Source organism: Rhodoferax ferrireducens, assembly GCF_003347515.1.
Classification (GTDB): Bacteria; Pseudomonadota; Gammaproteobacteria; order Burkholderiales; family Burkholderiaceae_C; genus Rhodoferax.
This window is the reverse complement of the sequence record NZ_QEII01000323.1, coordinates 36,695-61,812: the sequence shown is the minus strand read 5'-3', so window position 1 is coordinate 61,812 and position 25,118 is coordinate 36,695. Positions and strand designations below refer to the sequence as shown.

Annotated in this window: 23 protein-coding genes and 1 pseudogene; 22 read left to right on the top strand and 2 right to left on the bottom strand. The window is 61.7% G+C overall.

The window, feature by feature from the left end; genetic code table 11:
* Positions 1-49 precede the first annotated feature (49 nt).
* The 21 genes and pseudogenes from C5P05_RS30095 (at position 50) to C5P05_RS29995 (ending at position 19,996) form a co-directional block, all read left to right on the top strand.
* Positions 50-1,672 (top strand): ABC transporter substrate-binding protein, encoded by a 1,623-nt coding sequence (locus tag C5P05_RS30095; protein WP_114973556.1) that lies wholly within the window; start codon positions 50-52, stop codon positions 1,670-1,672.
* 68 nt (positions 1,673-1,740) lie between these two features.
* Positions 1,741-2,694, top strand: a complete 954-nt coding sequence (locus C5P05_RS30090) for an ABC transporter permease (protein WP_114973555.1) — start codon at positions 1,741-1,743, stop codon at positions 2,692-2,694.
* Positions 2,691-3,557, top strand: coding sequence for an ABC transporter permease (locus C5P05_RS30085; protein ID WP_114973554.1), 867 nt, complete (start codon positions 2,691-2,693; stop codon positions 3,555-3,557). The genes C5P05_RS30090 and C5P05_RS30085 overlap by 4 nt, the downstream gene beginning before the upstream one ends.
* Before the next feature lies 1 nt (position 3,558).
* Entirely contained in the window at positions 3,559-5,406 is a 1,848-nt protein-coding gene (locus C5P05_RS30080; RefSeq protein ID WP_114973553.1) for an ABC transporter ATP-binding protein, read from the top strand.
* Positions 5,403-5,711: a (2Fe-2S)-binding protein gene (locus C5P05_RS30075; protein ID WP_114973552.1), complete on the top strand. Its 309-nt coding sequence runs from the start codon at positions 5,403-5,405 to the stop codon at positions 5,709-5,711. Before C5P05_RS30080 ends, C5P05_RS30075 begins: the two co-directional genes overlap by 4 nt.
* Entirely contained in the window at positions 5,693-7,069 is a 1,377-nt protein-coding gene (locus C5P05_RS30070) for an NAD(P)/FAD-dependent oxidoreductase (protein WP_114973551.1), read from the top strand. The genes C5P05_RS30075 and C5P05_RS30070 overlap by 19 nt, the downstream gene beginning before the upstream one ends.
* The gene (locus tag C5P05_RS30065) at positions 7,066-8,211 is read left to right on the top strand and encodes an NAD(P)/FAD-dependent oxidoreductase (RefSeq protein ID WP_114973550.1); all 1,146 of its coding nucleotides are present in this window, start codon (positions 7,066-7,068) and stop codon (positions 8,209-8,211) included. Before C5P05_RS30070 ends, C5P05_RS30065 begins: the two co-directional genes overlap by 4 nt.
* A 36-nt stretch (positions 8,212-8,247) precedes the next feature.
* On the top strand, positions 8,248-9,003 hold the full coding sequence (locus C5P05_RS30060; protein ID WP_114973549.1) for a cupin domain-containing protein: 756 nt from the start codon (positions 8,248-8,250) through the stop codon (positions 9,001-9,003).
* Positions 9,004-9,016: 13 nt separating this feature from the next.
* A complete protein-coding gene (gene otnK, locus C5P05_RS30055; RefSeq protein WP_114973548.1) occupies positions 9,017-10,294 on the top strand; it encodes a 3-oxo-tetronate kinase in 1,278 nt (425 codons plus the stop codon).
* A complete protein-coding gene (otnC, locus tag C5P05_RS30050) occupies positions 10,291-10,953 on the top strand; it encodes a 3-oxo-tetronate 4-phosphate decarboxylase (RefSeq protein ID WP_114973547.1) in 663 nt (220 codons plus the stop codon). Before otnK ends, otnC begins: the two co-directional genes overlap by 4 nt.
* Positions 10,954-11,031: 78 nt before the next feature.
* Complete coding sequence (locus C5P05_RS30045; RefSeq protein WP_114973546.1) at positions 11,032-11,688, top strand: aspartate/glutamate racemase family protein; 657 nt, start codon at positions 11,032-11,034, stop codon at positions 11,686-11,688.
* Positions 11,689-11,695: 7 nt separating this feature from the next.
* Complete coding sequence (locus C5P05_RS30040) at positions 11,696-12,622, top strand: 2-hydroxyacid dehydrogenase (protein ID WP_114973545.1); 927 nt, start codon at positions 11,696-11,698, stop codon at positions 12,620-12,622.
* Between the two features lie 61 nt (positions 12,623-12,683).
* On the top strand, positions 12,684-13,676 hold the full coding sequence (locus C5P05_RS30035; RefSeq protein WP_114973544.1) for an ornithine cyclodeaminase family protein: 993 nt from the start codon (positions 12,684-12,686) through the stop codon (positions 13,674-13,676).
* 138 nt (positions 13,677-13,814) lie between these two features.
* Positions 13,815-14,786, top strand: coding sequence for a threonine/serine dehydratase (locus tag C5P05_RS30030; RefSeq protein ID WP_114973543.1), 972 nt, complete (start codon positions 13,815-13,817; stop codon positions 14,784-14,786).
* A 152-nt stretch (positions 14,787-14,938) separates the two neighbouring features.
* Positions 14,939-15,418 (top strand): ferric iron uptake transcriptional regulator, encoded by a 480-nt coding sequence (fur, locus tag C5P05_RS30025; RefSeq protein WP_114973542.1) that lies wholly within the window; start codon positions 14,939-14,941, stop codon positions 15,416-15,418.
* 394 nt (positions 15,419-15,812) lie between these two features.
* The gene (locus C5P05_RS30020; protein ID WP_114973541.1) at positions 15,813-16,517 is read left to right on the top strand and encodes a haloacid dehalogenase type II; all 705 of its coding nucleotides are present in this window, start codon (positions 15,813-15,815) and stop codon (positions 16,515-16,517) included.
* Entirely contained in the window at positions 16,517-17,572 is a 1,056-nt protein-coding gene (locus tag C5P05_RS30015; protein WP_114973540.1) for a phosphotransferase, read from the top strand. The genes C5P05_RS30020 and C5P05_RS30015 overlap by 1 nt, the downstream gene beginning before the upstream one ends.
* Positions 17,573-17,588: 16 nt before the next feature.
* On the top strand, positions 17,589-18,941 hold the full coding sequence (locus C5P05_RS30010; RefSeq protein ID WP_114973539.1) for an aspartate aminotransferase family protein: 1,353 nt from the start codon (positions 17,589-17,591) through the stop codon (positions 18,939-18,941).
* Between the two features lie 33 nt (positions 18,942-18,974).
* The gene (locus tag C5P05_RS30005; RefSeq protein ID WP_114973538.1) at positions 18,975-19,478 is read left to right on the top strand and encodes an Lrp/AsnC family transcriptional regulator; all 504 of its coding nucleotides are present in this window, start codon (positions 18,975-18,977) and stop codon (positions 19,476-19,478) included.
* 26 nt (positions 19,479-19,504) lie between these two features.
* Positions 19,505-19,699: pseudogene (locus C5P05_RS30000) on the top strand (NAD(P)-dependent oxidoreductase); the annotation flags it as partial.
* An 84-nt stretch (positions 19,700-19,783) separates the two neighbouring features.
* A complete protein-coding gene (locus C5P05_RS29995; RefSeq protein WP_114973537.1) occupies positions 19,784-19,996 on the top strand; it encodes an AraC family transcriptional regulator in 213 nt (70 codons plus the stop codon).
* 284 nt (positions 19,997-20,280) lie between these two features.
* On the opposite strand, the gene C5P05_RS29990 is transcribed toward C5P05_RS29995, so the two are convergent.
* A complete protein-coding gene (locus C5P05_RS29990) occupies positions 20,281-21,807 on the bottom strand; it encodes an ArnT family glycosyltransferase (RefSeq protein WP_198674914.1) in 1,527 nt (508 codons plus the stop codon).
* Positions 21,804-22,823: a glycosyltransferase family 2 protein gene (locus C5P05_RS29985; RefSeq protein WP_114973634.1), complete on the bottom strand. Its 1,020-nt coding sequence runs from the start codon at positions 22,821-22,823 to the stop codon at positions 21,804-21,806. The genes C5P05_RS29990 and C5P05_RS29985 overlap by 4 nt, the downstream gene beginning before the upstream one ends.
* Positions 22,824-22,951: 128 nt before the next feature.
* Between C5P05_RS29985 and C5P05_RS29980 the strand changes: the two genes are divergently transcribed.
* Positions 22,952-24,979: an aconitase family protein gene (locus C5P05_RS29980; RefSeq protein WP_114973535.1), complete on the top strand. Its 2,028-nt coding sequence runs from the start codon at positions 22,952-22,954 to the stop codon at positions 24,977-24,979.
* The last annotated feature ends 139 nt before the right edge of the window (positions 24,980-25,118 follow it).

The window sequence follows — 25,118 nt, the reverse complement described above, 5'->3', positions numbered from 1 at the left end:
CTCAGGAAAACGTTGTATATATTTACCAAGAACTTTTGAGGAGACAGACATGAGCGACAGAAAATTCAATATCGTCAACCCGCAGCATTCCGAGATAGGCGACCGCATCGTCGACGACCTCAAGCGCGGCGTATCGCGCCGCGATGTGATGCAAAAGCTTTTGGCCAGCGGCATGGTTGCTTCCGCCGCCGGCACTCTGCTTACACACACCGGCATCGCCTTTGCCCAGACCCCGAAAAAGGGCGGCAAGATCCGCGTCGCCGTTGGTGCCGGTTCCACCGCGGACACGCTTGATCCGGCCAAGGGTGGGGGCTTCGCCGACTATGTGCGCCACTTCATGTTCTACAGCCGCCTGACCGCCATCGACACCAAGCTCACTCCCCAGATGGCGCTTGCCGAATCGATCACTACCAAGGACGGGGCGTTGTGGACCGTCAAGCTGCGCAAGGATGTGCGCTTCCATGACGGCAAGCCGCTGATCTCGGCCGACGTGGTGTATTCCCTGCTGCGCCACAAGAATCCCGCCACCCTCTCGAAGGTCAAGGCGGTGGCCGAAGAGTTCGAGGAAGTCAAGGCGACCGGCCCGCTCGAACTCCAGATCAAATTGAATTCGCCCAACGCCGACCTGCCGGCACTGCTGGGCACCCCTCATTTCTCGATCATCAAGGACGGCACGACGGATTTCACCACCGCGATCGGCACCGGTTCGTACAAGTGCAAGGAATTCAAGCCGGGCGTGCGCTCGATCAGCGTGCGCAATGACGACTACTGGGTGCCAGGCAAGCCCTACCTCGATGAGATTGAATACTTTTCGATTCCCGACGAGGCGGCGCGCGTGAACGCACTGCTGTCGGGCGACGTGCACCTGATCAATGGCATTAACCCGCGCTCGGCGCCGACCGTAACGGCTGCTCCCGGCTACACGCTATTCGAATCGAAGACCGGCCATTACACCGACATCATCATGCGCGACAATCTCGGCCCGGTGAAGAACCCGGATTTCGTGCTGGCGATGAAATACATGCTGGACCGCGAACAAATCCGCAAGGTGGCCATGCGCGGTTTCGGCCTCATCGGCAACGACCAGCCTGTCCAGGCCTCAAGCCGTTACTACTTTTCCGGCCTGCCGCAACGCGCATACGACCTGGACAAGGCCAAGTTCCACCTGCAGAAATCCGGCATGGCCGGCATGACCCTGCCGGTGGTGGCATCGACGGCGGCCACCGGTTCGGTCGACATGGCGCAGATCCTGCAATTGTCGGCGCAGAAGGTCGGCCTTAACCTGGACATCAAGCGCATGCCGGCGGACGGCTACTGGTCGAACCACTGGGCCAAGCATCCGCTGTCCTTCGGCAACGTCAGTCCGCGTCCGACGGTCGACCTGATGTTCACGCTGTTCTACAAGTCCAATTCGCCGACGAACGTGTCGGGCTGGAAGAACGAGCAGTTCGACCAGTTGCTGGATGCGGCGCGCGGTGAAACCAATGAAGCCAAGCGCAAGCAGATGTATGGCGACATGCAGGTGATGGCGCACGAGGGCTGTGGCGTCGGCATTCCGATGTTCATCCACTCGATCGACGGTTTCACCAACAAGCTCAAGGGCTACAGCAGTCACCCGCTGGGCGGCCTGATGGGCATGGAATTTGCCGAGCACGTCTGGCTCGAAGCCTGACGACAGATGGCCGGTGTCTGTGCTAAATCTGCACGATATCGGCCACTTTAATGATGAAAGGTTCAATCATGAACGGTACCACTGTACGACTCGTCATCAATCGGCTCGGTGTCGGCGCGCTGACTCTGCTGGCCGTTTCGGTCGTGATCTTTACGATCACCAACCTGTTGCCGGGCGATGCGGCGCAGGCACTGCTCGGGCAGGAGTCCACGCCTGAACTGCTCGCTGCCTTGCGGGCAAAGTTCGGGCTGGACCAGCCTGCCTATGTCCGGTATTTCCACTGGTTGGGCGGGCTGCTGACTGGAAATCCCGGCATTGCGTTGGCCAATGGCTTGCCGGTGGCAGATCTGATCGGCGGACGTTTGCCGAACTCGCTGATGCTGGCGGCGGCAACGACAGCCGTATCGGTGCCGGTTGCGCTGGCCATCGGCATCACGTCGGCGATGTACCGCGGCTCGCTGTTCGACCGCACGGTCAGCGTGGCGACGGTGTGGACGGTGTCGGTACCGGAATTCCTGATCGCCACCGTGGCGGTGCTGATCTTTGCAGTCAAGCTGCGCTGGCTGTCCGCGCTGTCGCGTACCGAGGATATCGCCACCTTCGGCCAGTTCCTGCGCGTGTACGCGATGCCGGTGATGACGCTGTGCTGCGTGATCGTGGCGCAGATGGCGCGCATGACCCGCGCCGCGGTGATCGACCAGCTCAATTCTTCCTACGTCGAGATGGCGCGCCTGAAGGGCGTGCGGCCGATTCGCATGGTGCTGGCCCATGCACTGCCGAACGCGGTCGGCCCGATCGCCAACGCGGTGGCGCTCTCCCTGGCTTACCTGATCGGCGGCGTAATCATCGTTGAATCGATCTTCAACTATCCGGGCATCGCCAGCTTGATGGTCGACTCCGTCACTATGCGCGACATGCCGGTGGTACAAGCCTGCGCCATGATTTTCTGTGCCGGCTATCTGGTGTTGCTGACCCTGGCTGACATGGCCGCGATTCTTTCCAACCCGAGGCTGCGTAAATGAACAACCCCGTGAATACCCCCGTTATGACTCCCACCGTCAAGCGCAAGCCGCGCCGCCGCCTGCCAATAGCGGGCGTGATCGGCATCGTGATTGTCACGTTCTGGCTGCTGATGGCCCTGATCGGGCCCTACATTGCCCAGTATGGTGTAGGCGGCGTCACCGGCGACGATGTGTTCGCGCCGATGAGCGCGCAACACCCGCTTGGCACCGATTACCTCGGGCGCGACATGCTGAGCCGCATCCTGCACGGTGCGCCGTACACCATCGGCGTGGCGCTGGCTGGGGTGCTGCTGGCCAGCATCGGCGGCACCGTCCTGGCCTTGTTCGCTGCGGCTTTGGGCGGCTGGTTCGACGCCATCGTCAGCCGCATCATCGACATCAAGATCAGCATCCCCAGCAAACTGCTGGCGCTGATCATCATCGCCGCGTTCGGCGCCTCGATCCCGGTGCTGATCCTGACGGCCGGTGTTGGCTACATGGCCGGCGCCTACCGCATCGCCCGTGCCCTGGCCGTGAATGTGCAGGCCATGGACTATGTGCAGGCGGCGCGCGCACGCGGCGAAGGCCTGTTCTACATCACCCTCTTCGAGATGCTGCCGAACATGTTCCGTCCCGTGCTCGCCGACTTCGGCCTGCGCTTCGTGTTCATCGTGCTGATGCTGAGCGGCATGAGCTTCCTCGGGCTCGGGGTGCAGCCGCCGGAGGCTGACTGGGGATCGCTGGTACGTGAAAACATCATCGGCCTCTCCGAAGGCGCACCGGCGGTGATCATCCCGGCCATTGCCATCGCGACGTTGACCATCGGTGTCAACATGGCCATCGACAGTTTTGCCGGCCGCAAGCGCCGTGGAAGCGAGGCATGATATGAACGACATCGTCAAGGTATCCGGCCTGCGGGTCACCGCCCGCAATGACATGGACGAGGATGTGCCCATCGTCCATGGCGCTGATTTTTCGATTCAAAAAGGCGAGGTGCTCGCATTGATCGGCGAGTCCGGCTCTGGCAAGACGACCATCGCGCTGGCGCTGATGGGCTATGCCCGCGCCGGCTGCCGTCTGGCCGGCGGCACGGTAACCGTTGCCGGGCACGAGGTGCTGTCGATGAGCGAAGGTCAGTTGGCGAAGTTGCGCGGCCGTACGGTCGCCTACATTGCGCAAAGCGCCGCCGCCTCCTTCAACCCGTCCAAACGCCTGATGGACCAGGTGGTCGAGAGCGCGCTGATTCACAAGGTGATGTCGCGCGAAGTCGCCGAAGCCAAGGCGGTCGAGTTGTTCCGTGCGCTGGCTCTGCCAGACCCGGAAAAGATCGGCATGCGTTATCCGCACCAGGTGTCGGGCGGCCAGTTGCAGCGCCTGATGGCGGCGATGGCCATGATCACCGACCCGGAACTGGTGATCATGGACGAGCCGACCACGGCGCTGGACGTGACGACGCAGATCGAGGTTTTGCGCGCCTTCAAGAAGGTAGTGAAGGAGCGCGGCAGCACGGCGGTCTATGTTTCGCACGACCTGGCGGTGGTCGCGCAAATGGCCGACCGCATCGTGGTGCTGCGCGACGGTGAGGTTCGAGAAATCGGATCGACCACGCAGATACTGTCCGCGCCTGCCCATCCTTACACGAAGAGCCTGCTGGCCGCGATCGCGCCCAAGCAGCGCAGTGAAGCAAGCGTCGAGGTCAAGTTGACACAGGAACACCCGCTGTTGGAAGTGCGCGGCCTCTACGCCTCCTACGGCGTCGCCAAGCGCGGCGTGCCGATCAAGTGCGTGCTGGACGACATCAGCCTCGTCATCCCGCGCGGCGCGACCATCGGCGTGATCGGCGAATCGGGCTCCGGCAAGACCACGCTGGCGCGCGCTATCGCCGGCATGGTCGCACCCTCGGAAGGCGAGATCCTGCTGGACGGTAAGCGCCTGGCGCCCACGCTCGAAGGACGCACGCGCGAACAATTCCGCCGTATCCAGTTCGTGTTCCAGAGTGCCGATACCGCGCTCAATCCCATGCATTCAATTGAACGCATCCTCGCGCGTCCACTTGAGTTCTACCACGACATGAAGGGCGAAGCACGCCGCAAGCGGGTATTGCAGCTGCTCGACCTGGTCAAATTGCCGTCAACAGTGGCCGACCGCTTGCCGGGGGAATTGTCCGGCGGCCAGAAGCAGCGCATCAACCTGGCGCGTGCGCTGGCCGCGCAGCCTGACCTGATCCTGTGCGACGAAGTCACGTCCGCGCTCGATACCGTGGTCGGCGCCGCCATCCTCGAACTGATGGCCGAACTGCGCAAGGAGCTGAACGTGTCCTACATGTTCATCAGCCATGACATCAACACGGTGCGCGCCATCTGCGACGAGATCGTGGTGATGTATTCAGGCCACAAGGTGGAGGCGCGCAAGCGCGAGGCATTGGCGCTGCCGCCTTACCATCCGTATACGCACTTGTTGATCTCGTCGGTGCCGGCGCTGCGCCGCGGCTGGCTGGAAGAAGTGGGCGAACGCAACCCGGCCGGGTTGCCGGCGCTGACATCGTCCGGCCAGATGCGCGGTATCTGCTCCTTCCTCGATCGCTGCTCGTTACGCGTGGACGGCGTGTGCAACAACCTGCCGCCGCCGCGCCGGGTGCTCGACAATGGCGGCAGCATTCTCTGCCATCATTCAGAAGCGACATTGCGCGACATACAGACGCCACTGCGCCTGGTAGAAGGACGCGTGGCATGAGTCAGCGTTTTATCCGATTGGCGGAAACCAACCGTGCGCGCGTGCGCATCATGATCGACGGCCACACGGTCGAGGCGCTCGCCGGCGACACCCTGATGGTCGCCCTGCTCAACAACGTGCGGCACCTGCGCGAGTCCGAATTCGGCGACGGCAAGCGCGCCGGCTTTTGCCTGATGGGCGCGTGCCAGGATTGCTGGGTCTGGACCGCTGACGGCGAGCGCTTGCGCGCTTGCACCACCGTGGTAGGAGAAGGAATGCATATCGTCACAAAACAACCGGAGGCGACATGGCCCAACCTCGCGTAATCATCGTCGGTGCCGGGCCGTCGGGCGTGCGCTGCGCGCAGACGCTGGTCGCCGCCGGCCTGCGCCCGATCGTGATCGACGAGAACCGCCGCGACGGCGGCCAGATCTACCGCCGCCAGCCGGACAACTTTACCCGGCCCTACGCCAAGCTGTACGGCACCGTGGCCGCCTCCGCCCAGGCGCTGCACGAGAGCTTCGATGCGCTGCGCGACAAGATCGACTATTGGCCGGAAACCCTGGCCTGGAACATCTCCGACAAGAAGCTGAATGTCGTCAAGAACGAGCGCACCTCAGCCTTGCCCTACGATGCGCTGGTGATCTGTTCCGGCGCGACCGACCGCCTGATGCCCGTCAAGGGCTGGCAGTTTGCCGGCACCTACAGCCTGGGCGCGTCGCAGATCGCATTGAAGGCGCAGGCCTGCGCGATCGGCCGCCAGGTGGTGTTCATGGGCACCGGGCCGCTGCTGTACCTGGTCGCTTCGCAATACGTCAAGGCGGGCGCGAAAGTCGCCGCCGTGCTCGACACCTCGCCCCTGATGCGCCGTGTCGCCGCGCTGCCGAAACTGCTGGCGCGCCCCAAGGTGCTGATCGAGGGCCTGCGCCTGGTGGCCGGCTTGAAGCGCGCCGGCGTGCCGGTGCTGACCGGCGTCACGCCGCTCGAGATCACCGGTTCCGCGGACAACGGCGTGCAGGGCGTGACGGTGCGCGACGGCCGCGGCAAGGTGCGCAGCTTCGACTGCGACGCCGTCGCCATGGGTTACCACCTGCGCCCCGAGACCCAGCTCGCCGACCTGGCGCGCTGCGCGTTCCGCTTCGACCAGGAAACGCGCCAGTGGCTGCCCGAGCTCGGGGAGGACGGCCGCAGCTCGGTGCCGGGCGTGTACCTGGCCGGCGACGGCGTGCGCGTGCTGGGCGCGGACGGTGCCGAGATCGGCGGCCGTCTTGCGGCCATGGCCGTGCTGAAGGATTTCCATCTCAAGGTGGACGATGAACAATTGCAGCAGCTGCGGAGGGCGCAGGCCAGCATGGACCGCTTCCGCCGCGGACTGGTGCAAGCCTTCCCATGGCCGGCGAAGCAGGCAGCCGAATTGCCGGACGAGGCCATCGTCTGCCGCTGCGAAGCGGTCACCGCCGGCGAATTGCGCCGCGTGGTGTGTGAAATGGGTGCGCAGGAAGCGAACCGGGCCAAGGCCTTCAGCCGCGTCGGCATGGGGCGCTGCCAGGGACGTTATTGCGCAAACGCGGGGGCGGAAGTCATCGCCCATGCCGCCGGTGTTCCAGTGGAACTGGTAGGGCGGCTGCGCGGCCAGGCGCCGGTCAAGCCGCTGTCGCTTGCAGTGCGGGAGGAGGATCAATGAGTGCGATTCAAGCGGATGTCATCATCGTCGGCGGCGGCATCATGGGCGCCGCCTCGGCCTTTTTCCTGCGCAAGCGCGGGGTGTCGGTCATCCTGCTCGAGCGGGGATTGGTCGGCCAGCAGGCCAGCGGTGTCAACTTCGGCAACACGCGCCGGATGGGCCGCCCCGTCGAGCAACTGCCGCTGTCAAACCGCGCGCGCGAGACCTGGCTGAACTTCAAGGAATTGTTCGGTTCGGACGTCGAGCTCCTGCTGAACGGCCATCTGCGTACCGGCTTCACGCCGGCGCACGAGGAACGAATGGTGAAGTATACGGAGGATGCCGGCTCCTTCGGCCTGGATATGCAAATGCTGAGCGCGAAAGCGCTGCACGAGCGTTTTCCCTACCTGGGGCCGGAAGTCACTGCGGGTTGCTATGCCCCCCACGACGGTCATGCCAATCCCCGCCTGGCGGCGCCGGCAATCGGCCGTGCCGCGGTGCGCGAAGGCGCGCAGCTGTTTGAAAACACCGACATCGTGAGTGTCGAAAAGGAGGGCGGGGACTTCCGCGTGACCGCCGCCGATGGCCGGACCTTCCGTGCGCCCGTGGCGCTCATCACCGCCGGTGCATGGGGCAATCGCATCAGCGAAAGCTTCGGCGAGCCGGTGCCGATGATCGCCAAAGCGCCGCAGATGTGCGTCACCGAACCGGTGCCTTACGCCATCGGGCCGACGATTGGTGCTCAGGCGGACGTGTTCGAGCAAGTCGTCTTCTTCCGCCAGGTTGCGCGCGGCAACATCATCATCGGCGGCGGCGGTCATGAACCGGTGGATATGGAGAATCGGCGCGCCTACGTGAATCCGAACAGAACGCTGTACAAGCTGACGAACGCGCCGCGCGTGGTGCCCGCATTCAAGCACCTGAACATCATTCGCGTCTGGAGCGGGATCGAGGGCTACATGGAAGACAGTCGGCCGGTCATGGGGCCGAGCGCGCGCGTACCTGGCCTGTACTACGCCTTTGGCTTCTCCGGCGAAGGCTTCCAGTTGGGACCGGGCGTGGGCGACGTCATGGCGGAACTGATCCATACCGGCAGCACCAGCACGCCGATCGAGTGTTACCACATCGGGCGTTTCGCCAAGCTTGCAACGCAAGCGGCGTAGCCTTTATTTACATCATTATCGAATCGAGAACAAACCATGTCGAATTTGCAGCAAGCAGCGGCCATGCTGGCTAACCCGCCATCCTTCGTCGATCTGCGCCAGTTCGCGCGCGACAAGAGCCTGGGCACCGCAGTGAAAACTGCGACGGGAGAGGACCGTTTCCTTTCCAGCCGCCGCGTCCTGGACTGGGAGCCGAGCCCCGTCACCGCGGGCGTCATCGCGCTCGACGCCGGCAGCGGCTCCGTGCAGTCCCTGCCAAAGGATGAATTCATCATCGTCAACGAAGGCAGTCTGACCCTGACGCAGCAGGGCTCCACCCTGACGCTGGGGCCGAACCAGAGCGCGCTGCTCAAGCAGGGTGCGGCATTCACCTGGTCCGCACAAGGACCGGTGTCGCTGATCTTCACCCGTTACAACAAGAGCCAGGCGGGCGACGGCGCCATCGTGCCAATCAAGGAGAACCCAGAGATGGGACCGTCAGCGGGCGGGCCGCTGGCCGAGCTTCTGCTCACACCGGCGCCGGTTTGCCGCAACTACACCGACTACCGTTCGGCCGACGGCGAATTCACCTGCGGCACCTGGGACTCGACGCCCTATACCCGCCGCGCGATGTTCTTCCGCCACATGGAACTGATGCACCTGCTGGAAGGCAGCGTGACCTTCGTCGATGAAACGGGTCGCAGCGGCACGTTCTCGAAGGGCGACATCTTCCTCATCGAGCAGAAGGCCTCTTGCAGCTGGGAGAGCCTTGGGCAAGTGGCGAAGGTGTACGTGATCTACCGCCCGGCGTAAATAGGCGATGGCCATGACAGCACTGTTGGGATGCATTGCGGACGATTTCACCGGCGGCACGGACCTCGCCGGCATGCTGGTGAAGGCGGGCATGCGCACCGTGCAATTGATCGGTGTGCCGGAGGGGCCGCCGCCCGATGATGTCGACGCGGTGGTGATCGCGTTGAAATCGCGCACCAATCCGGTCGAGGACGCGGTGGCGGAATCGCTTGCCGCTTTGCGCTGGTTGCGCGAGGCAGGCTGTCGGCAGTTCTACTTCAAGTATTGCTCGACCTTCGATTCCACGCCGCGCGGCAACATCGGCCCCGTCGCCGAAGCCTTGATGCAGGCGCTGGAGACCGATTTCACCATCGCCTGCCCGGCCTTTCCCGCCAACGGACGTACCCTCTACAAGGGCAATCTTTTCGTCGGCGATGTGCCGCTCTCCGAGTCCGGCATGCACAACCATCCGCTGACGCCGATGACCGACGCGAACCTGGTGCGCGTGCTGCAGCAGCAGGCGGGGCGCAAGGTCGGCCTCGTCGATTACGCGACGGTGAGCAGGGGCGATGCGGCGATCCGTGAACGCTTCACCGCGCTGCGCCAGCAGGGCCACGGTTTTGCCATCGTCGATGCGCTGTCCAATGCGGACCTCGACGCGATAGGCGCGGCCTGTGCCGATCTGCCGCTGGTGACCGGCGGTTCCGGCATCGCGCTCGGCTTGCCGCAAAACTTCCGTTTGCGCGGCCTGCTTGCCGAGAATGCCGTTGCCGATGCGCTGCCGAAGACCGGCGGCCTGCGCGCCGTGATTTCGGGCAGCTGTTCCATGGCCACGCAAAGGCAAGTGGAAGTGATGCGCGCGTCCTTTCCCTCCTTCAACATCGATCCGATACAGCTGGCGCGCGGTGAGGATGTGGTTTCTGCTGCTCTCGACTGGGCAGGTGGTCGCATCGCGCAGCAACCGGTATTGATCTATGCCACGGCCACGCCCGAGGCAGTCAGGCAGGTGCAGGCCGAACTCGGCGTGGCGCATGCGGGCGAACTCGTGGAGAATGCGCTGGCAACGATTGCGCGTGGCCTGGTGCTGCTTGGCGTGGGCCAGATGATCGTGGCCGGCGGCGAGACTTCAGGCGCGGTCGTCAAAGCGCTCGGCGTGAAGGGATTGCGCATCGGGCCCGAAATCGATCCTGGCGTGCCATGGACCAGCACCCTGCACGACGACGACGGCACGCCGCCGCTGGCGCTCGCGCTCAAGTCCGGCAATTTCGGCAGCGAGGATTTCTTCCTCAAGGCCTGGGCCAGACTGCAATGAGCACGATGATTTCCACCGGCCGCGACGAAGCCGCATTGCGCGAAGAGATGGTCGGATTCGGCCGCTCGCTGTTCGACCGCGGTTTGACCGCCGGCAGCAGCGGCAACATCAGCGTGCGGCTGGACGACGGCTGGTTGCTGACGCCGACCAATGTCTGCCTCGGCCGCCTCGATCCGGCACGACTGACCAAGCTCGACTGGGACGGCCGCCACGTCAGCGGCGATGCGCCTTCCAAGGAAGCCTTTCTGCATCGCGCGATGTACGAGGAGCGTGCGGGCGCGGGCGCCATCGTGCACCTGCATTCCACGCATTCCGCCGCCGTCTCCTGCATGTGCGGCCTGAACCATGACGATTGCATCCCGCCCATGACGGCTTACTTCGTGATGAAGGTCGGCCTCCTGCCGCTGATTCCCTATCACCGCCCCGGCGATCCCGCGTTGGGCGATGCGATCCGCGGCCTTGCGCGCAAGCATTGTGCTGTGCTGCTTGCCAATCACGGGCCGGTGGTTTCCGGCACCTCGCTCGAAGCTGCCGTCTACGCAACGGAGGAACTGGAAGAGACGGCCAAGCTGTTCCTGCTGCTGCGCAATACGCCGACCAGCCCTTTGAACACCGAGCAGATCGAAGAACTCAAGTCGGTCTTCAAGCTCGACATCTAAGAAACTCTTCAACACCCTCAACCCGCCGCAGGCGGATGGCCGATGCCGCGCTCAATCCAGCTTGCAGGAGAATTTTGAATGACCAAACGCATTGCCTTTATCCATACCGTCGGTTTCCTGGTCGATGAGTTTCGGACGCGCGCGCGCGCCGAAATTCCCACCGCCGACTGCTTTCATATCCTTAACGAAAGCCTGTTGCAAGACCTGTTGCGCGGAGCGCCGCAGCCGCTGGTTTACCGGCGCGTGGTTGATCAAATCGTGCTGGCGGCGCAAGCGCAGCCCGACCTGATCGTCGTCACCTGTTCATCGACGTCGCCGGCCGTCGATATCGCGCGGCGCATCGTGACGCAGCCGATCCTGAAGATCGATGACCCGATGGCGTCGGAAGCGGCGCGCAGCGGCCCGCGCATTGGTCTGCTCTGCACGGCATCCAGCACGGTGGAACCGAGCAGTGCACTACTGCGCGCGCATGCCGCAGAGCAAGGGCGCGAAATCATGATCAAGACTGTGCTGCGCGCCGAGGCCTACCAGGCGCTGATGGCAGGCGATCGTGCGCGGCATGACGCCATTCTTTACGAGGCGGCCACCGAGATGTCCAAAGAGGTGGATGTGCTGGTGCTTGCTCAGGCGTCGCTGGCGCATTTGCGCGACAGGCTCGCCGCGGAACTGACATGCCCGGTCTTAGCCAGCCCGTCGTTGCTGATGCGGGAAATCGCCAGACTCAGCGCCGAATGAACCGCGCATGACCTTTGTCTACAAATCTGATCCGGTTCGCGGTGCGGTATGGGCAGAACTGTTTGCCCGCAAGATGCCGGAGCTGCCGTTTCGGATCTGGCCCGATATCGGGGACCCGCGGGAGGTACGCTTTCTGGCTGCCTGGCAGCCGCCGACTGACCTGAGCACACAGTTTCCGAATCTGGAAGTCCTGTTCTCGACCGGCGCAGGAACCGACCAGTTCGACTTCTCCACCATTCCCGCCACACTGCCGGTGGTGCGCATGGTCGAATCGGGCATCATCCATGGCATGGTCGAGTACGTGACGCTTGCTGTGCTGTCCATTCATCGCGACTGGCGCACCTACCTCGATCAGCAACGTGAAAATACCTGGAAGGCGCACCGTGTGCACCCCGCATCATCGCGGCGCGTGGGTGTGATGGGCCTGGGCACCCTGGGCCGCGCCGTGCTGGACCGCCTGCGCGCCTTTGGCTTTTCCTGCGCAGGTTGGAGCCGATCGCCGCAACAGATCTACGGTGTGCAGTGCCACGACGGCCCCGATGGCTTGCGGGATTTTCTGGCGCGCACGGACATCTTGATCTGCCTGCTGCCACTGACCGACAGCACCCGAGGCATTTTCTCCAAGCGGCTCTTCGACCAGCTGCCACGCGGTGCCACCGTGATCAACGTAGGGCGTGGCGGCCACCTGGTGCAGGACGACCTGCTGCAGGCACTGGATACAGGACAGCTCTCCGGTGCGATGCTGGACGTGTGCGAACCGGAACCGCTGCCGCCCGAACACCCGTTCTGGACACATCCCAAGGTGGTGATCACACCGCATATCGCCAGCATGACGCAGCCCGAGACGGCGGTCGATGCCGTGGTCGACAACCTGCGCCGGTACCGGCAAGGCCTGCCAATGGTTGGGCTGGTCGACAGGGGGCGTGGCTACTAACGGGTTTCAATACGATGCCTGCCGGTATGTTCGACATTTAAAAAATCGAGGGGTAATACAAATGAAAACTCTGCTGCTCAAGAAAGATGAAGTAAGCAAATTAATATCTATGAAGGAAGTCATAGGTACGGTGGAGGAAGCATACAAAGCCTTTAACAGTAACCAGGTGGTGCAGCCTAGCTATATAGGGATAGATCTTCCTTCACCTCGCGGGGATATCGACTTCAAGCTTGGTTACTATAAATCCAATGAAGTGATCTCCATGAAAGCGTCTTCTGGAGGGTTCATTGATAACCCAACAACACACGGCGTGCCGAGCGGCATGGGGACCATTCTGCTATTTGATGCCACGACCTGTGCGTTGATTTGCGTGATGGATGGAAGTTTGATCACTGGCCTCAGAACTGGGGCATGTGGTGCCATTTCAGTAAAAGTACTGGCAAGAAAAAATGCGAAGAAAATTGCCTCTATCGGCACAGGGAATCAGGCAAGGATGCAAATCCGGGCAATCAGCGAGGTTATGAAAATTGGAGAGATCCATGCATGGAACAGAAACCCGGATACGCTTTCCAAATTTAAAACGGATATCGAAAGCGAATTCGGCATTCCGGTAATGATGGCTAATTCCAAGAAAGAAGCTGTTCAGCAGGCTGATATCTTGATCACCACGACCCGAGGGAAAGGGTCGCTTGTGGAAGCAGACTGGGTAAAGCCCGGTACACATATTGTTGCCATTGGTACAGATCAACAGGGTAAACAAGAACTGGATCCTGAGATCTTCAGGAATGCAAAAGTAGTCGTTGATTCCATTGCACAGTGCACCGAAAAAGGCGAAACGTGGCATCCCTTGAACAAAAATATCATCACCAAAGACGACATCCATGGAGAAATTGGCGAGATATTGCTAGGTAAAAAGCCAGGACGAGAAAATGATGAGGAAATCACCATTTTCGACTCCACAGGAATGGCCATACAGGACAACACGACTTCGAACAAAATCTATCAGAACGCAATAGAACGTAATGTTGGCACTTTCTTTGAGTTCATTGAATAGTTCTTGCTCTTGGCCGAGTGTGCAATGCCTTGTGAGCAAATCCGCGGCTTGGCCCAAAAATCAAATTAACCATCGATTAAAGCTTTCCTCTTAGGTTCGAAGGAGCGTAAGTTTGGAAATTGAAAGGCGAAAAACACTATGCGCAACTACCCTACCATTCAGGACATTCGAGAAGCCCAGGAACGGCTGAGGCCCCACATCAAACATACGCCGTTATTGCGTGCAGAAAAGTTGGAAAAAGCCGTTGGTTGTCAGCTGTATCTCAAACCTGAAACCTTGCAAATTACGGGCGCCTTTAAAATTCGAGGCGCTCTGAACAAAGCACTTTCGCTCCCCAAGGAAGAAATAGCCAACGGCATCATCGCCACTTCTTCGGGCAATCATGCCCAGGGGCTTGCTTACGCCGCCAGAATGCTGGGCGTAAAAGCGTTATTGGTACTCCCGGTTACCACGCCAAAAATTAAAATTGACAATACAAAAGCCCTTGGGGCAGAAGTCATTCTTTTCGATGGCGATACTGCCGCCAGATGGAAGAGGGTGTATGAAATTGCCGAAGAAAACAAATACGCAGTAGTTCACGCTTTTGAGGACCCTCTGGTAATGGCTGGTCAGGGAACCATAGGGTGTGAAATATTGGAGGATTTGGAAGATGTGGATACGGTCATTATTCCCATGGGCGGCGGAGGCCTCATTTCAGGCATCGCTACCGCCATCAAAGAAACAAAACCATCGGTGCGCGTTATAGGCGCAGAGCCTGCCTTGACACCGAAGTATTTCCACAGCAGGATCAATAAGGAACGTACATCGCTTCCGTTAAGAAACACCATTGCGGACGGTTTACGAATAAGCGTGCCAGGTCAAAACCCATATCCCATCATTGAAAAGTATGTGGATGAGATTGTTCTCGTTGAAGACGAATATATCATCGCGGGTATGCGTGCACTTGCCAAGGATGCGAAATTGATCGCGGAACCCGCCGCTTCGATTGGTATTGGAGCATTGTTGGCCGGTGTCGTAAAAGTCAGACCGGATGAAAAAGTTTGCGTAGTACTGACTGGCGGGAACTGGGACTTATGCGACCTTGCAGAGATATACAAGCTTGTTGAGTAAGCTCAGCGCTCCTTCGAATACTCGACGCCCTGTCACCGGCACTCAACGTTCTACCGCCCGGCGTAATGTTTTAGAGCACCGGCGCTTTTGAATTTGTCTCCTCATCCTCTGGAAGCTTGGCTCGCAGGCAGCAATATCTGCGAGTTTTTTTGATGAACGAACTAGTAGACATTCCCAAAGCACTGCGCCAATCCGGCCTGAAAGCGACATTGCCAAGGTTGCGCATCCTGCAGCTCTTTCATGAGCGCGAAACCAAGCACCTGTCGGCGGAAGAGATCTACCGCTTCCTGATCGACGAGAAGATCGACATTGGTCTCGCGACCATTTACCGCGTGCTGATGCAGTTTGCCGAAACGGACATTGTCATCCGCCGTCATTTCGAGTCGGGCGCCGCAGTGTTTGAGCTCAATGAAGGCAGTCATCACGACCACCTGATCTGCACCGCCTGCAGCAAGGTGGACGAATTCGTTGACAGCGGCATCGAACGGCGCCAGGAAGAAATCGCGAAGGAACGCGGCTTTGCTCTTCATGAGCATTCACTGTCCCTCTACGGCGTGTGCGGAGACTGCAAGTCGACCAAAACCGCGACATCGAGAAAATCCAAATCTCGCGACGTCATGCGCACTTCCTGATGAGACGGAGCGCGTTAATGCGCTGCCGTCGGGCGACGTGCAGTTGATCAATGGCATCAACCCGCGCCGGGTTCCGCCGCCCAACGGCCATCAGCAGAGCATTCACATTAGCAGCTTGATCTGAGCAGAAAAAGCTGGTCAATACAGATCGGGGACGCAGCTCCTGGAGAGTTGCATCTCCCCGGCACCGACACGAAATCCACTCCAGGCTGTCGCGACAACAGAAAGTCGGACGAACATGCCCCGACAAAGTTCGACCTCAACGGACGCCACGGAAAATGCCAGGCATGCTCCAGATTCAAGTGGAAATTGCTTGAGTCTCACGGCAATAAAGCATCTCCGTAGCACTGAGAACTCTAAACTTGTATTCATCCACCTGTAGGAGATTTACCAAATGATATACAAGCCAAAATTCATCAGCTTCGATTGTTACGGGACGCTCATTAACTTCGAAATGGGGCCGACTGCAAAGAAAATTTTCGAAAATCGTGTTCCGGCCAATCGGATGCCGGCTTTCCTAGACAGTTTCGGGTTCTACCGCCTTGATGAAGTATTAGGTGAGTGGAAACCGTTCTTTGACGTTGTTGAAAATTCCATTCAACGGGCGTGCAAGGCACACGGCGTTGAATATCGTCAATCCGATGCGATCGCGTTGTACGACGCCGTCCCGACCTGGCAGCCCCATCCGAACGTGGTCGAGGCGTTGGAGGCAATCGCTCCGCACATCCCATTGGTGATCCTGTCGAACTCGATGGTCGATTTGATTCCGCATAGCGTCGCCCATCTCAAGGCCCCCTTCCACGCCGTGTACACCGCCGAGGAAGCACATGCCTACAAACCACGGGCCCAAATGTTCGAATATATGTTCGATCAACTCGGCTGCGGTCCTGACCAGATGATGCACGTCTCGTCGAGCTTTCGTTACGACCTCATGACGGCGTCCGATCTGGGATTCATGGCCAAAGCGTTCATCGATCGCGGTCACGAGCCCGCGTGCGACGGTTATGGTGTCAACAGGTTGACCGATATTCGCCAACTTCCTGGTTTGCTTGGACTCGAATGTCTGCCCCAGACCGCAACGATGAAACGAGGCGCGTGATGCCGGAGAATCGTCCGATCGAGGCAGCGGCGTTGAGTACAGCAGTGCCCAGCCTTGCCCCAGACGAGGTAGGGGCCCTGGTCAGTCGTCTCTACGGTATCGATGGCAGCGTCAAATCATTGGCGGGCGAGCGCGACCAGAATTGTTCCATAGAGACCGCGGACGGCACGCGTTACGTCTTCAAGATCAGCAATCCATCCGAGCCGGTTTCGGTCGTCGATTTCCAGATTGGTGCTCTTGAGCACATGGCCCGCGTATCGCCCGACCTGCCGGTGCCACGCGTGGTGCGAACGCTTGGCGGCCAGACGCGCGACACGGTGGCGTTGGCCGGCGTGGTCCAAACCACCGTGCGGATGCTGACCTATCTCGACGGCATCCAGATCCGGGAGACTCCCCGAACTGCCGCGCAGCGTCGGGCAATGGGGGCATTGCTCGCCAAATTGAACCTCGCCTTGCGCGATTTCACGCATCCTTCGGCGACGCACGATCTGCTCTGGAATGTCTCCGCAGCGCACCGGCTGACAGACAAGCTCGACGGCATCGATGACGCCCCGCGTCGCGCGCTCGCCGAGTTGTTCATGAAGCGCTTCACGGACCATGTCCTGCCGCGTCTGGCCTCGGTGAGGGCGCAGGTCATCCACAACGACTACCACCTCTACAACGTGCTGGTCGCACCCGACGATCATGAACGCATAGTGGGGATTATCGACTTCGGCGACATGCTGCATGCACCGCTGGTTGGCGAGGTCGCTACGGCGGCGGCCTTTCACATGACTGGCAACGCCGATCCGTTCGAGGGACCGGCGCAGTTCGTCGGGGCCTATCACGCGACGCTGCCGCTTACCGAAGTCGAGCAGGAGATCGTGGCCGATCTCATGGCGACACGCCACCTCATCACCGCACTGATTTCGGAATGGCGCGCCAAGCGCTACCCCGAGAACCGCACCTACATCATGCGCCACAATCCCGCCGCATGGGAAGCACTGTCTCAGATGGCTGATCTTTCCCGCAATGAGGCGCGCGACCGATTACTAACCGAAGTACAAAAAGGATAAGGAAATGGAAAAGCCAATGAAAAGCACTACTGACCTCAATATGGTCAACGCCTATATCCCCGGACGTGTCGACGTGGGACCAGTCACCGCGGCGATGATCGCGCGGCGCGAGGCCTTGCTCGGCCCGGCATATCGGCTTATGTACGAACATCCGCTTCACATCGTGCGCGGCGAAGGCGTATGGCTGATCGATCCGGCAGGTCGCCGTTACCTCGATATTTACAACAACGTCGCGTCACTCGGACATTGTCACCCGGCGGTGACCGAGGCGATATGCAGGCAAGTGCAGACGCTCGCGACCAACACCCGCTATCTGCACGACACGATTCTTGAACTGGCCGAACGCCTGCTCGCGACCGTGCCTGAGACTGATCTTGCTCATCTCATGTTGACCTGCACGGGCAGCGAGGCAAACGACGTCGCCTATCGCATCGCCAAGGTCCGCACGGGCGGCACGGGCGTGATCGTGACGGACACCGCCTATCACGGCTTCACCGACGCAGTGTCGCAATTCTCGCCATCACTCGGCGCGACAGTTGATCTCGGCGCGCACGTTCGCGTGGTCCCGGCACCGCGCCTCTATCATGCTGAGGGGGCTGACCTCTCCGAACGCTTCACGCGCGATGTCGAGGCGGCGATCGCCGATCTTCGGCGTCACGGCATCAAGCCAGCGGCACTGATTGTCGACTCCGTGTTCACCAGCGACGGCATCCTCCCGGAACCCGCGGGCTTGTTGAAGGGCGCGGTCGACGCGATCAAGCGGGCCGGCGGCCTCTTCATCGCCGACGAGGTCCAGCCTGGCTTTGGCCGGACGGGCGAGCATATGTGGGGCTTTCAGCGTCACGGCGTCATTCCTGACATCGTCACCCTGGGCAAGCCGATGGGCAATGGACAACCTATCGCGGGACTGCTGGCCACCGCTGACGCGCTGGCGGAATTCGGCAAAAACTCAAGATACTTCAATACCTTCGCCGGCAATACCGTATCGTGCGCGGCGGCGCTGGCGGTGTTGGATACGATCGAGAAGGAAGGCCTGGTGCAGCATGCCGCCAAGGTCGGGAGTATCCTGCGCAACGGCATCGCCGATCTGGCCACCCGGCACGAGGCCATTGGTGATGTGCGTGGCGTGGGCATGTTCGTCGGCGTGGAACTTGTCTCAAACCGCGCATCGCGAGCACCCGACCGCGAGCTCACCACCCGGGTGGTCAATCGAATGCGCGACAAGGGCGTCTTGCTCAGTGGCTGCGCGATGGGACACAATGTGCTCAAGATTCGACCGCCGCTGGTGCTGTCAGCGGAACAAGCCGGCATGGTGATTGAAACGCTCGACGAAGCGCTAACCTCAGCGCAATCGGGAAAAGCGCGGTAACCGGGGCCGACACTGCAGGGGTACTATCGGCTCATGCGATCTTCAGCTTCCCTCGACAAGTTCGATATCAAGATTCTTGTGCATCTTCAGCGCGAGGGACGCTGTTCTAATGTTGATCTGGCCGAGGCCATTGGCCTCAGTGAGAGCCCATGTCTCCTCCGTACAAAACGGCTTCAAGACATCGGCCTTATCCGTGGCTACCGCGCGGTGGTCGCACTGGAGAAGCTGGGCAGCCACGTCATCGTGTTTTCCGAGGTGACCATCAGCAGCCATCGGCCCCATGACTTCCGTAAATTCGAAGCAGGGGCTGGTAAGTACCACGAAATCGTCGAATGCTACAACGTCAGTGGTGGTTACGATTACCTTCTGAAAATCGTGGCGCCTAGCATTGCCCATTTTCAGGCGCTCATGGAGCGGCTTTTGGACGATGATATCGGGATCGAGAAATTTGCCTGCCGGGTCGTATTGCGCCAGCCACTTGACCAACGTGAATATCCGCTGAGTATTATCGCAACCGGAAAGCCAAGTTGGGAGTGATGAGGTGACGCGTTGGCGCATGAACAATGCTGGACGTCTGCGAACCGGAACCGCTGCCGCAGGCGCATCCGTTTTGGACGCATCCCCAGGTGGTGCTGACGCCGCATATCGCCAGCATGACGCAGCCGGAAACCGTGGCCGGTGCGGTGATCGGCAACCTGCGCCGGCATCGGGAAAGCTTGCCGATGATTGGGCTGGTCGACAGAGTACGCGGCTATTAAAGTCGCCGCCATCGAAGTCGTACCGAAATTTCAAGGATTGGCAAAACCCTCTGTGATTTCCCGCTGATCGAGTAAGGAATCGCCATGCGTTTGCTGACCGGCGCACAAGGCTCAAAGCTGCGTCACTTCGCCAGCGTGAACTCACCGAGTCAGAAAATCATTCAAAGCATTACCTGGCTCAAACACCACTTTGCGCTTCCCATGCAAGTGGATGAAATGGCAAGCAGTGCCCACATGAGCCCATCCACCTTCCGGCAGCATTTCAAGTTCGTTGCGGGCATGAGTCCGGTGCAGTAGCAAAAACAATGGCGTCTTCAGGAGGCCCGGCAATTGATGCTTGGCCGACAACTCGATGCGGGCAGCGCCGCAATGCATGTAGGCTGTGAAAGCGTATCTCAGTTCAACCGCGAATACTGCCGCCTCTTCGGCGCGCCGCCACTACGCGACATCAAACGCCTGCGGTATTTGTCCGATGGCGGGGTGACAGAATCCGCCCCCTGAACATGGCGCCCGAGGTCGGGCTCAGAGCTCACCCTGTGGCGCTCAAGTTTTGACTATGGGCACCTCATGCGGGCCAACATTCAGAGGGCTGGCGGCGCGGCGCCTGGCGTGCCCGTGCCCACATAAAACAGCGTGTACTCCCCGTATTCCGCTTGCCGCTGGAGGCGGGCTTGCACTTCAGGTGGCAGGGTGTCCTGGTCGCTGGTCTTGACCGCCAGGAAGAGGGGCGGCGTCGCCAGGCGGGTCAGCAGCTGGGCGGCTTGCGTGATTTCTCCGGCCTGGCCCCGGCTGTAAAAGGCCGCGGAATAAGGGCGCTCGGGATAGAAGGCCAGGGTACTGCCTTCGGTTTTGAGGGCCGCATAGTGAGCGATCAGATGGCGGGTGGTGTGCCAGTCTTGTGTTGGCTGCAAATTCAGCCAGCCTACAAAGCCGGCAAACACCAGGGCACTGCTGATCAGACCGCCGGTCAGCCAGCGGTTCACGCGTCGCGGGTCTGCCTGCCTGGACAGCCAGCGCGCGCCCAGCAGGGCCAGCGGCGCCAGGGCCGGCAGCACATAGGTCCACAGAATATTGCCGGCCAGGGTGAAAAACACCAGGGGTGCCAGGCTCCACAAAATCCAGTAGCGCTGCAGCGGCTTGTCTGGGGCCGCAACGGTCCGTGCGGTCTGAGCCGGAGTGGCCTGATCGCTCACCGGAATGACCGCCGCTCGGCGCCAGCGCCACCAAGCCAGCGGCAGGAGCAGCGACCAGGGCAGCAGCGCCACCCACGCATAAACCCAGATGCTGCCGCGTGCCGCCGAATGGGCCACGCCGTAGCGGTCGCCGGTCCAGCCGGCGGTGACGAAGCGGTGCCAGTGCTCGCCCAGCAAAAAATAGTCCAGAAAGCCGGGCGTGCGCAACTCAGCCACCACGTACCAGGGGCCGACCAGCAGCGCGATCAGCAAGGTGCCGCGCAGCCAGGGTAAATCGCGCCAGACGCGCCCGAGTTGGCGGCTAAAGAGCGTCCACAGACCCAGCGGCAAGCCGGCCAGCACCAGCACCAGCGGCCCCTTGGCCAGCAGGCCGATGGCCAGGCCGAGAAACAGCAGCCAGCCCTCGCGCTGGCGCTGGCCTTCCCCGCCATGCAAACCCAGCCAGAAGCCGCGCATCGCCAGGGTGGTGCCCACGGCCAGGGTCATATCGGTCATCACCGCGCCGGCCGAGATCAGCATCAGGCTGCTGCCTGCCAGCAAGGCCACCGCGGCCAGCGCTTGCTGGCGTGATTGCTGCACCGCCCAGCCCCACACCAGCCAGCCCACCAGCAAAGCCGCCAGAAAATGCGGCAGGCGCGCGGCAAACTCGTTGACGCCGAACACGGCCATGCCCAGCGCCGTGGTCCAGAACGACAGCGGCGGCTTGCCCCAGAACGGGATGTGGGTGTCGTACCAGGGCGTGACCCAGTCGCCCAGGGTAAACATCACGCGCGCGATTTCGGCGTAGCGCGCCTCGGTGTTGTCCATCAGCGGGTACAGGCCCAGGCTGACCAGGCGCAGGCCCAGCACAGCGGCCAGCGCCCACCAGACCGGCGCCTGACCGGGGGTGTCGGTGCGCATGGGGGGCGTGCTCACGCGGGCTCAGCGACCGTCAGCGTGGCTGGCTGGAAGGAATCCAGCAGGTACAGGGGCCGGCGCTTGGACTCCAGGTACATGCGCCCGACATACTCGCCCATGATGCCGATCGCCATCAGCTGCAGCCCGCCGAGCAGCAGCACAAACTCGATCAGCGTCGGGAAACCCTTGACCGGGTCGCCCCAGATATAGGTTTTGACAAAGAAATAAATGGCATACACAAACGCGCCCAGCGCACTCAGAAAACCGACGTAGGAGGCGATGCGCAGCGGCACGGTGGAGAAGGAGGTAACGCCTTCCAGCGCAAAGTTCCATAACTTCCAGTACGGCCACTTGCTCAGGCCGGCCGCGCGGGCCTTGCGGTGGTAATCCAGCGTCACCTGCGGGAAGCCGATCCAGGCGAACAGGCCTTTCATGAAGCGGTTGGACTCGGGCAGGCGGTTCAGCGCGTCGACGGCACGGCGGCTGAACAGGCGGAAATCGCCGACATCGCTGGGAATGGTCACATCGCTGAGTTTGTTGATGACGCGGTAGAAGAAATGGGCGGTGGTGCGTTTCAGCAGGGTTTCGCCATCGCGGCCGGTGCGCCGCATATTGACCACGTCGGCGCCGGCGCGCCAGGCCTCCAGCATGGCCGGGATCAGCTCGGGCGGGTCCTGCAAATCCACATCCAGGATGATCACGGTATCGCCCCGGGCCAGCTCCAGGCCCGCCGTCATGGCGCGCTCCTTGCCAAAATTGCGGCTGAGCCGCGCCACGCCGACGGACGCAGACGTCGCCCGAAGGCCTTCCAGCACCTGGCGCGAGCCGTCGGTGCTGCCGTCGTCCACATAAATGATTTCATGCACACCGGCGCAGGCGGCCAGGACCCGACTCAGGCGCGCATGAAACAGGGCGATCACCGCCTCTTCGTTGAACACGGGCACGACCACGCTGAGCTGGCAGGCGGGCGCGGCAGGGGATGGGCCGGACCGGGCAGACGGCTGGCTGGTCGATGCGAGGGTGTTGACGGGCATGAACACGTATGATTCCTGAGGTGACAGCATGGGCATGTATTGTGGCAAGCCCGGGGAGCGGTCGAAGAAGGGGCGCCTGACGAATATGTAAAGTCTGGTAAAGCCCCGCCGGCGTTCACAATGCGGGCATGACCTCCAACGCCACCCGTTTGACCCTGCCGGGGCGTCTGCTGCTGCTGTGCCGCGACCCCGCCCGCATCAACCTGCAATTGCAGGGCACGAAACTCTCGCGGCTTGAAGCCGGTCCCTTGCGCGACGATATTTCCACTGACGAGATCACGCCGGTGGCCATTCTGAGCCACTACGACGACGCGCTCGGGCGTTATCCCTACACTGGTTTTCGGGCCGACGGACAAAGCCCGATTGGCGTCAACGCCGTGCGGGATGGTGGCTTTAGCGTGGTCGTGGCGGGGCAGCGCTACGGCAAGGGCTCCTCGCGCGAGCACAGCCCGGCGGCGGAAAAGCTGGCCGGCATCCGGCTGGTGATTGCGGCCAGTTTCGAGCGCATTTACCGCCAGAACGCCGACAACATTGGCCTGTTCACCTCGACCGACTTCGGCTTGGTCGAGCGCATCCAACGTGGCGAGGCGATTGCCGTGGATGAGCTGGTGGCGGGACGCGACGCCTTGGCGGCCGCCATTTTGAAAAGCGGCGGCTTGCTGCGCTTTGGCCAGCTGCACATGGGCACGGTGCGCAGCACCGTGCCCGCCGCCCCTGCCCGAGCGCTCCCGGAGCCCCAGCCGCAGACCCTGTTTGAAAAAATCATCGCGCGCCATGCCCTGCCGACCGCCTTGACCGAAGCACAGCCCCCGGCCGGAGCCGGCTTTCATCTTCCGGGCGCCGGCATGTTTGTGCGCGCCGACTGGCGCTTCATCCATGAGTACTACACCGGCATGTGCGCCCACATGCTGCACACCACTTTCGGCCGCCCGCTGGTCCTGCATGGGCCGGCCTCCATCATCGTGTTTGAAGACCATACCTCTTATGTGGCGAGCAGCCCGGCCCACTTGCGCGCGGGCCTGGTGCCGAATGTGCGGACCATGTGCCAGGCGCAGCGCGACTTTGCGCACGACTACGGCCTGCGCTTTCACCGCACGCTGACCGACGAAGAAGCGGCGCTGGACGACGGCAGTAACGTGGCGGGCATCAGCCACGCCATGATGGCCGAGCACTACGCGTTGCCGGGCCAGCTGGTGGTCGGCACCGACTCGCACACGCCGCACAGCGGCGCCCTGGGCTGCGTGGCGTTTGGCGTCGGCACCACCGACATGGCCAACGCCTTTGTCACCGGCGCCGTGCGCCTGACCGTGCCGGCCTCGCTGCGCATCGAGCTGCTCGGCCCGATCGCGCCGGGCATCACCGCCAAAGACATCGTGCTGCACCTGCTGGCCGCGCCCGACATCCGGGCCGGGCTCGGGGTCGGCAAGGTGTTCGAGTTTGGCGGCTCGGCGCTGGCGCACTTGAGCATCGACGAGCGCGCCACCTTGACCAATATGACGGCTGAACTCGGCGGCCTGACCGGCATCGTGGCGCCCGACGCCCAGACGCAAGTGTTTTTGCGCGAACGCCGCGGTGTCGACTTCGAGATCGAGCCCTGGATGCACAGCGACCCCGACGCGCATTACGCCGGGTACATCACGCTGGATTGCGCCGCCCTCTCCCCCATGGTGGCCGCGCCTGGCGACCCCGGCAACGGCGTGGCCCTGAGCCAGCTGGACGTCCCGGTCAAGATCGACATCGCTTACGGCGGCTCCTGCACCGCCGGCAAGCGCGGCGACTTTGCGCACTACCACGCCGTGCTGGCCTGGGGGCTGCAGCATGGCTTGCGCGTGCCGTCCGGCGTCAAGCTGTATCTGCAATACGGCACCACCGCCGTGCGCGATTACTGCATCGCCCAGGGTTATGACAAGACCTTCGCCGCCGTGGGCGCGCAAATCCTGCAACCCTCGTGCGGCGCCTGCGCCAACTGCGGGCCGGGCTCGTCCACCGAGGCGGACCAGGTGACGGTCAGCGCCATCAACCGCAACTTCCCCGGCCGCTCCGGCCCCGGCCAGGTCTGGCTGGCCAGCCCGCCGACCGTGATGGCCAGTGCGCTGGCAGGAGAGTTGATCTCGTTTGCGGGGCTGCAGGCGCGCGTCGCGGTTCAAGTCGATTAACTATCAAATAAATAGCTTCATACGCTTATTGGACAAGGGCTAGAGGCTAATTTCTTCATGAAAATGCATGGCACGCATCGCGATGCCTGCACCACCGCCCATTTCATCAAATCTTGCGCAAAATCAAGTTGCTACACGC

What these genes read in the sequence shown, in the direction of transcription:
- C5P05_RS30010 (WP_114973539.1), top strand. Translation starts at nt 17,589, where the DNA reads ATGAAAAGCACTACTGACCTCAATATGGTCAACGCCTATATCCCCGGA.
- C5P05_RS30045 (WP_114973546.1), top strand. Translation starts at nt 11,032, where the DNA reads ATGACCAAACGCATTGCCTTTATCCATACCGTCGGTTTCCTGGTCGAT.
- C5P05_RS30040 (WP_114973545.1), top strand. Translation starts at nt 11,696, where the DNA reads ATGACCTTTGTCTACAAATCTGATCCGGTTCGCGGTGCGGTATGGGCA.
- C5P05_RS30070 (WP_114973551.1), top strand. Translation starts at nt 5,693, where the DNA reads ATGGCCCAACCTCGCGTAATCATCGTCGGTGCCGGGCCGTCGGGCGTG.
- C5P05_RS30005 (WP_114973538.1), top strand. Translation starts at nt 18,975, where the DNA reads ATGCGATCTTCAGCTTCCCTCGACAAGTTCGATATCAAGATTCTTGTG.
- C5P05_RS30095 (WP_114973556.1), top strand. Translation starts at nt 50, where the DNA reads ATGAGCGACAGAAAATTCAATATCGTCAACCCGCAGCATTCCGAGATA.
- C5P05_RS30080 (WP_114973553.1), top strand. Translation starts at nt 3,559, where the DNA reads ATGAACGACATCGTCAAGGTATCCGGCCTGCGGGTCACCGCCCGCAAT.
- otnK (WP_114973548.1), top strand. Translation starts at nt 9,017, where the DNA reads ATGACAGCACTGTTGGGATGCATTGCGGACGATTTCACCGGCGGCACG.
- C5P05_RS30035 (WP_114973544.1), top strand. Translation starts at nt 12,684, where the DNA reads ATGAAAACTCTGCTGCTCAAGAAAGATGAAGTAAGCAAATTAATATCT.
- fur (WP_114973542.1), top strand. Translation starts at nt 14,939, where the DNA reads ATGAACGAACTAGTAGACATTCCCAAAGCACTGCGCCAATCCGGCCTG.
- C5P05_RS30075 (WP_114973552.1), top strand. Translation starts at nt 5,403, where the DNA reads ATGAGTCAGCGTTTTATCCGATTGGCGGAAACCAACCGTGCGCGCGTG.
- otnC (WP_114973547.1), top strand. Translation starts at nt 10,291, where the DNA reads ATGAGCACGATGATTTCCACCGGCCGCGACGAAGCCGCATTGCGCGAA.
- C5P05_RS29985 (WP_114973634.1), bottom strand. Translation starts at nt 22,823, where the DNA reads ATGCCCGTCAACACCCTCGCATCGACCAGCCAGCCGTCTGCCCGGTCC.
- C5P05_RS30065 (WP_114973550.1), top strand. Translation starts at nt 7,066, where the DNA reads ATGAGTGCGATTCAAGCGGATGTCATCATCGTCGGCGGCGGCATCATG.
- C5P05_RS29995 (WP_114973537.1), top strand. Translation starts at nt 19,784, where the DNA reads ATGCGTTTGCTGACCGGCGCACAAGGCTCAAAGCTGCGTCACTTCGCC.
- C5P05_RS30015 (WP_114973540.1), top strand. Translation starts at nt 16,517, where the DNA reads ATGCCGGAGAATCGTCCGATCGAGGCAGCGGCGTTGAGTACAGCAGTG.
- C5P05_RS30085 (WP_114973554.1), top strand. Translation starts at nt 2,691, where the DNA reads ATGAACAACCCCGTGAATACCCCCGTTATGACTCCCACCGTCAAGCGC.
- C5P05_RS30090 (WP_114973555.1), top strand. Translation starts at nt 1,741, where the DNA reads ATGAACGGTACCACTGTACGACTCGTCATCAATCGGCTCGGTGTCGGC.
- C5P05_RS30020 (WP_114973541.1), top strand. Translation starts at nt 15,813, where the DNA reads ATGATATACAAGCCAAAATTCATCAGCTTCGATTGTTACGGGACGCTC.
- C5P05_RS30060 (WP_114973549.1), top strand. Translation starts at nt 8,248, where the DNA reads ATGTCGAATTTGCAGCAAGCAGCGGCCATGCTGGCTAACCCGCCATCC.
- C5P05_RS29980 (WP_114973535.1), top strand. Translation starts at nt 22,952, where the DNA reads ATGACCTCCAACGCCACCCGTTTGACCCTGCCGGGGCGTCTGCTGCTG.
- C5P05_RS30030 (WP_114973543.1), top strand. Translation starts at nt 13,815, where the DNA reads ATGCGCAACTACCCTACCATTCAGGACATTCGAGAAGCCCAGGAACGG.